Annotated in this window: 7 protein-coding genes and 2 pseudogenes; 2 read left to right on the plus strand and 7 right to left on the minus strand. The window is 24.3% G+C overall.

What is annotated here, in order from left to right:
* Both NL43_RS07965 and NL43_RS07970 read right to left on the minus strand, forming a co-directional pair.
* The coding region (locus tag NL43_RS07965; RefSeq protein ID WP_143741342.1) for a TMEM175 family protein at window positions 1-201 on the minus strand (201 nt) is incomplete at its 3' end.
* Window positions 191-754 (minus strand): annotated as a pseudogene (locus NL43_RS07970) (TMEM175 family protein); the annotation flags it as partial. The gene NL43_RS07965 and the pseudogene NL43_RS07970, both read right to left, overlap by 11 nt.
* Window positions 755-929: 175 nt before the next feature.
* On the opposite strand from NL43_RS07970, the gene NL43_RS07975 reads away from it, so the two are divergent.
* Window positions 930-2,036 carry a hypothetical protein gene (locus NL43_RS07975; RefSeq protein WP_069593524.1) on the plus strand — a complete coding sequence of 369 codons (1,107 nt, stop codon included), beginning with the start codon at window positions 930-932 and terminating at the stop codon, window positions 2,034-2,036.
* Between the two features lie 17 nt (window positions 2,037-2,053).
* Here NL43_RS07975 and NL43_RS08210 read toward each other — a convergent pair.
* The 5 genes and pseudogenes from NL43_RS08210 to NL43_RS07990 form a co-directional block, all read right to left on the minus strand.
* Window positions 2,054-2,296, minus strand: a pseudogene (locus tag NL43_RS08210) (glycosyltransferase); the annotation flags it as partial.
* Window positions 2,297-2,462: 166 nt separating this feature from the next.
* Entirely contained in the window at window positions 2,463-3,002 is a 540-nt protein-coding gene (locus NL43_RS08380; RefSeq protein WP_143741343.1) for a hypothetical protein, read from the minus strand.
* Window positions 2,885-3,559 (minus strand): glycosyltransferase family 2 protein, encoded by a 675-nt coding sequence (locus NL43_RS07980; RefSeq protein ID WP_069593525.1) that lies wholly within the window; start codon window positions 3,557-3,559, stop codon window positions 2,885-2,887. The genes NL43_RS08380 and NL43_RS07980 overlap by 118 nt, the downstream gene beginning before the upstream one ends.
* A gap of 182 nt (window positions 3,560-3,741) precedes the next feature.
* Window positions 3,742-4,770 carry a glycosyltransferase family 2 protein gene (locus NL43_RS07985; protein WP_069593526.1) on the minus strand — a complete coding sequence of 343 codons (1,029 nt, stop codon included), beginning with the start codon at window positions 4,768-4,770 and terminating at the stop codon, window positions 3,742-3,744.
* A gap of 717 nt (window positions 4,771-5,487) precedes the next feature.
* Window positions 5,488-5,913 (minus strand): hypothetical protein, encoded by a 426-nt coding sequence (locus NL43_RS07990; RefSeq protein ID WP_069593527.1) that lies wholly within the window; start codon window positions 5,911-5,913, stop codon window positions 5,488-5,490.
* 489 nt (window positions 5,914-6,402) lie between these two features.
* Between NL43_RS07990 and NL43_RS07995 the strand changes: the two genes are divergently transcribed.
* Window positions 6,403-6,613, plus strand: a 211-nt coding sequence (locus tag NL43_RS07995) for a type II toxin-antitoxin system CcdA family antitoxin (RefSeq protein ID WP_143741344.1), incomplete at its 3' end; no start/stop codon positions are given.

The raw sequence follows: 6,613 nt of genomic DNA on the forward strand, positions 1-6,613 counted from the left end.
AATTTTTGTAAATAAATTATGATGGGTATTCCATATATTAAATATTACAAAGAAGCTAACTGCATATATGAAGAATTCTTGTTTTAGTTCAAAGAGTGCTGCAAATGTTGGTGCAGAGGGTACATTTAATTCTAGTATAATTAATGTGATAATAATTGCAAGAATAGCATCAATTAGGGCTTCAAATCGTTCAGTTTCCATTTATAATTTCTCCTATTTTTCTATAATATTTATCCTGAATATTCCATGTTATTATTGTGATAAAACATGCTATCATCATAAATTCTGGTGTTACTAGTATTCCTAGTATAAATCCTATTATAAACACTGTATAATTAATTAAAGTTCTTGGTGTAACTCTAAACTGTTCTAATTCATCATTATATTTATCATGTTTTCGTACTCTATTTGCTGCAACAAGATATGATATATTTATTATAATAAATAATGTTTCATAGGATATTTCTGGTGCAAGGTATTGTGGATAATGTGCAACCCATACTGTAATATAGGGAATCCATGTTATGAAAAATGTTAAAATCATATATACTGCAATTACTAAATTATCAATATTTTTAACTTTACTAAACATCTTTCTATGATTATTCCAAATACTAGCAATCACAATAAAACTAATAATATATGTGAAATACATTAATTTTAATTCCCAAATACCTTCTAATGTTAAAGTTTCAGGTTGGGGAATTTTAAGAATCATAACGGTCATAATAATTGCAAATATTGCATCTATAAATGTTTCAAATCGTCATGAATCCAGGTTAAACACCTCTTATTTCTTATTATCTAGTTAATATTTTTGTTGTTAATTTTAATTAAAATTTATTCAGATAATTATAGTAAAGATATATAATATTAAAAAAAGAATATAACATAAATACTTTAAAAAATTTTTTTAGGTGAATGATATAATGGGTTTTTATCCTAGTAAAGACTTAGTTAATGCATGGTTTGACACAGCAGATGTATTAATAGCCATTCATAATAATTTCTGTAATGTTATAGATAATCAGTTAGTTCAAATAGTTGAATCACTATCAAATATGGATGGCTCTGATAATATGTCTGAATCTGCTATGGAAATACAATCTTCTGTAAGTCTTTTATCGGACTACGTAGAACGAATACAAGAATATGCATCTGATATTAAATTCAATAATGAATACATACGTGATGATGTTTCAAATATAAAAAATGATGTGGGTAGTATATATGAAGACATACCAGAAATTGCTAGTAATGTAGATGGTATCGGAGAAAAGATATTTGAAATTGGAACTAATGTTGAATTAATAACACAAAATTATTCCATAATTGAGGATATATTCAATAAATTAGAACATATAGATGATACACTAAAGGAATTTAACTTAAATAGGGATGATAATAGTGATTTACAGGAAATATTATCACAACTAGAATTTCTCAATGAACAACTACCTCACCTTACACTATCATTAAAAACAGATAAACCAATAGAAGTATCATCACCAGTTGATGATTTAGTTACTGAAACTGCTGAAAAAAAGGAAGTAGTAACATATAATGATGAATTTGATACAATACATTCTATACTACTTGAAATATCCTCACAATTAAATATGTTAGGCGATAAACTCAGTAGTTCTCCACAAATGAATGATATACTTAAATCTGACATATCACTACGTTTAGGTGAAAAACTTGAAGTTAATCCAGAAACAGGTGACGTGCTAGAACATAAACCAGCTGAAATAACTATGGATACATTTAAGGATTATAATAATGAATTTGATGAAATAGCATCCACACTAAATAATATGTCAATTAGTATTGAAATGCATGGTGATAACTTTAAAACACAATTACATCAAATTATTGACTTAAATAAAAGTATAAATGAACACAACAAGGAATTAAACAGACAAATAATTAATGTCATTGAAACAAATGAAGATCTGAATAAAAAAATGGATGTTCTCATAGATAATCAGAATAAATTAATTGAATTACTCATTGAAGAAAAAAAGGGAAAATGATTTATTAGAAGTTTTATTTAAATATTCTCTTCTAAAACTTCATATAATTCAGTGGTAGTTTTATTCCATGTGTATTTTTGTACAGTGTTCAATCCATTTTTTCTTATTTTTTCATATAATTCTGGATTTTCCTCAAGTATTTTAACTTGTCTTGCAAGAAGTTCTGGTTCTGGTTTTGTTATCATAGCATCATATTTGTTGGTTATAACTTCTGTAAAACCACCCGTATTTGTTGTAATAATAGGAGTTCCACTAGCGAGGGATTCAAGAACTTGACTTTATTTACTTTTTTTTTCATATACTTTTTATCGATATATCAAATTGGTAGATACTATTAATGTAATTACAAGGATACTATTGGATTATTTTCAAAGTAAATATCTCTCTTTTTAAGTGTTAAAAAGAAAAAATAAATATTAATTTTTTTTATTCATTATTTCTAAAACGTTTAATAAACCATTCTTTTTCAAAAATACTTTTAATTACTTTAGATAATATTTGTATTGAAATATATTGTCTTTTCATGATTAAATAATGAATTATCTGCCAATAATATGTTAAAGAGTAATTATAGTCATATCTTGAAATTACTTGACTAACTTCATCTATCATTATCTTTTTTGTACTATAATCTTCAGTAGATCTAATAACAACAGTCATAAGAACTAGAATATATAATTTAAGTTGGCTTTGAATAAATGTCTTATTTATATTATATTGTTCATATGAATCTATAATGTAGGTATATGAGTTAATTAAATCTTCTAAATGATTCTTAGTAAATGAAACAGACTCTGAACTAGTATTATCTGCTGTATATATAACACTATAATAATTATTTAATAGTATTATATCTTTTTTAGTACAACATATACATTTTGATAAGAATACACTATCTTCACCAAGATTAGATGGAAATTGAATATTATTTGATAGGAGAAAGGTTCTATCATAAATTCTGTCCAAAAAAATTTAGTCATATATCTAAGCTTATCATCAGTATTATTTGTAATTATACATTCATTGCATCTTGTGTCAAACTTGGTTGTATCATTATTCATGTAAATCATATAATTTGACATCATAAAATCAATATTATGGGTGTTTATAGTATTATAGGCAGTTTCAACAAAATCAGGACGATATTTATCATCTTGATCAAGAAACATTATATAATCTGAGGTTGCCTGTTTTATTGCCTGATTACGAGCATTTCCAACACCTTTATTTTCATCTAATAGTATTAGTTTAATGTTAGAGTATTGTTTTTGTAAATCTTGTATTATTTTTCGTGTATTATCTGATGAAGCATCATCTGTCATTATAATTTCCATGTCTGATAGGGGTAATGTTTGATTTAGTATGGATTTGAACATATTGTTAAATAGGTTATTTTTATTACCGTTTCGTGATTCAATATTGTAACATGGAATAATTATGCTGACTTTGTATTTATTTCTTTTTTCTAGGTTATGTTTGTGTTTAATTTTTTTTTCGCGGGGTGTTTCTTTGAACAAATTCATATATATATATATATCGATATATTTAAAATTGAGTCTATCTAAAATACCAAAAATAAGTAATTACATGTATATGTATTTGTTAATATTTGAATATATTTTAAAATATATATTTCTTCAAATAGGAACATCTTCTAAAAGAGAAAATAAGAAGAAAAAAATTATAACATACTGCTTTTTTTTAATTATTCCTTATTTCTAAAATGTTTAATAAACCATTTCTGTTCAAAAATACTTTTAATTAATTTAGATACAATATATAGTAGGATGTATTGTTTGTTTAGAATTAATGAATGAATTATCCTCCAATAAAATGTTAACTGGTAATTATAATCATACATAGAAATTACTTGACTAACTTGATTAACCATTATTTTCTGAGTATTATAATCCTCAGTAGATCTAATAACAACAGTCATAAGAACTAAAATATATAATTTAAGTTGACTTTGAATAAAAACCTTATTTAAGTCATATTCTTGATAAGAATCAATTATATGTGTATATGCATTAATTAAATCTTCTAGTTGACTTTTAGTGAATGTATGTGTTATGGATTTACCATTATCTGCTGTATAAATAACACTATAATAATCATTTAATAGTATTATATCTTTCTTAGTACAACATATACATTTTGATAAAAAGAGACTGTCATCACCATGTCCTATTTTTGGAAAAATGATGTTATTTTCTATGAGAAAAGATTTATTATAAATACCTGTCCAGAAGAATTTAGTAGCATATTGCAATTCATCTTTTTTATTATTTGTGATAATCTGTTTATTAAATCCCGTATCAAATTTAGTTAAGGTATTATTCATATAAATTATGTAATTGGATAATAGAAAATCGATATCATATTTTTTAATGGTATTATAAGCTGTTTCAACAAAATCTGGACAATATTTGTCATCTGCATCAAGAAACATTATATAATCTGAGGTTGCCTGTTTTATTGCCTGATTACGAGCATTACTTGCACCATTATTTTCGTCTAATAGTATTAGTTTAATATTAGAATATTGTTTTTCTAGGTTTTGTAGGATTTTTCGTGTGTTATCTGGTGATTTATCATCCACCATAATAATTTCCATATTCATGTTATTAAATGTTTGTTTTATGAGCGATTGGAACATTTCTTGGAATAATGTGTAATTATTTGATTCAATGTTATAACAGGGAATGATAATACTAACTTTATAGTTATTCATGTGCTATCATTCCTGTTAATTTTTTTTGCGTAGTGTTTTTGTATTTAAAACGTAAAATCATATATATATATATATATATATTGATATATTTAAATTAACTGTATGTTCTTGATTTTTTTAATCTAGTTAAAATACTGAAAATAAGTTATTACATGTATATCAATTAATTGATATTTTGGTATATTAAGGGGTTTAATTTTTTTTATCAAAAAAATAGGATAAGTTGGATTTTAATGTAAGTTTTAGACTAGGATTAGTTCTTAGTAAGATCATATTTTTTTTTTGAATGTTTATGTATTGTTCGATTTTATTATTTTTATTCTGTGTTTTTTTTCTTTTTATTGTTGGTGTTGTGTTTTTATTTTTTTCATATTTTACTTCGTAATAGTGTCGTATAACGAACTAAAAAACGTGATTTTAACACTCAAAGTGAACTAAAAGTTCTCCTAAAGTGAACCAAAATCCTCACTCTCAAACACATATCCAAACACCAAAAGTAACATAACATAAGAAATAATATGACAAAAATACTATAAAAAACTATCCATCAAAACCCAACAAAATACAAATAAACAAAAAAACACATAAAACTACCAAAATAATACACAGGAAATAAAAGAATAATAAAAAAAATACAAATAAATATAAAAATAGTACAAAGACATATGTATGTAATAGATTAAATTTAATAAAAAAATAAAAAATGAATAAAATAATTTAAGTATATGTTACATTATCATAATATTCATCAACAGTATAATTTAAAGTATATAATTTATAATCATTTGCAAATTCATAAGTTAAATATTTTATATGAATTGCTTGATTAGTAGTATCATTAGTATCTAAATCAAAACTACGTGTCATCCAGTATTCTGTATTTCCTTGATAATTATCTTTATACAAAACTCCATCATCATACTCGCCAATCAGTTGTCCTTGACTATCATATGCATATATAGATACTCTTGAATTAGGCATATCTTCAGGTATACTAAAAGTAGTATTTAACAGACAATCTGAACCAACAGTAGTAATATTCACAGATTGAACACCAGTACTTGGAGAACTTCCTAAAACTAATATAACTACTATTATTAATACTACAACTAAACCTAGAATAGTTTTTATATCTTTTCTCATTTTTTTCACAATTTTTAAATGTTTAAGTATATATTATACTATTTATTAATATATCTATTTATTATTTTTGCATTGTTTAGTAAATGTCTATTTCTAGTAGTATGCCACCTTATGATAGATATAGTATATGAAAATACATTTACCTAAAAATTGTAATATACACTGGAAATCTTACCATTGTTTTTATAACAAATGTAACTTTCTCCGAAGGTATGGGGTATGTAAAAAAGGTCCGTACGGTCGTACGGTCGTAATTCAATAAAAATTGAATAACATCGATTATACCATACCCTAATACTTATAAATGTAATATTAATTTAATATTAATATAATAATTACATGAACATAAGGCACATAATTTTTCATAATATATAAGTCTAACGGTCGTACGACCGTACGGTCGTAATTTGAACCACATATACCTTTTTAGAAAAATACACTAGAAATAAAACATATGGTAGAATTTCAAATGTATATTGGGAGATAAATATGAAAAAGAAAAATGTAAAACTAACAATAGATCCAAACATACTATTGTTATACAGACAACTAACAAGTAACATGTCACAAGATATAGAAAACTACATGAAACAAAAAATCAAGAATGAATACAACATTCGAAGAACTAGAGAACAAAAAACAACACAAACTAAATTAGAAAAACTAATGAAAGAAAAATTAGACCTAGCATATAAAAAAT

This window comes from Methanosphaera sp. WGK6 (genome assembly GCF_001729965.1).
Classification (GTDB): Archaea; Methanobacteriota; Methanobacteria; order Methanobacteriales; family Methanobacteriaceae; genus Methanosphaera.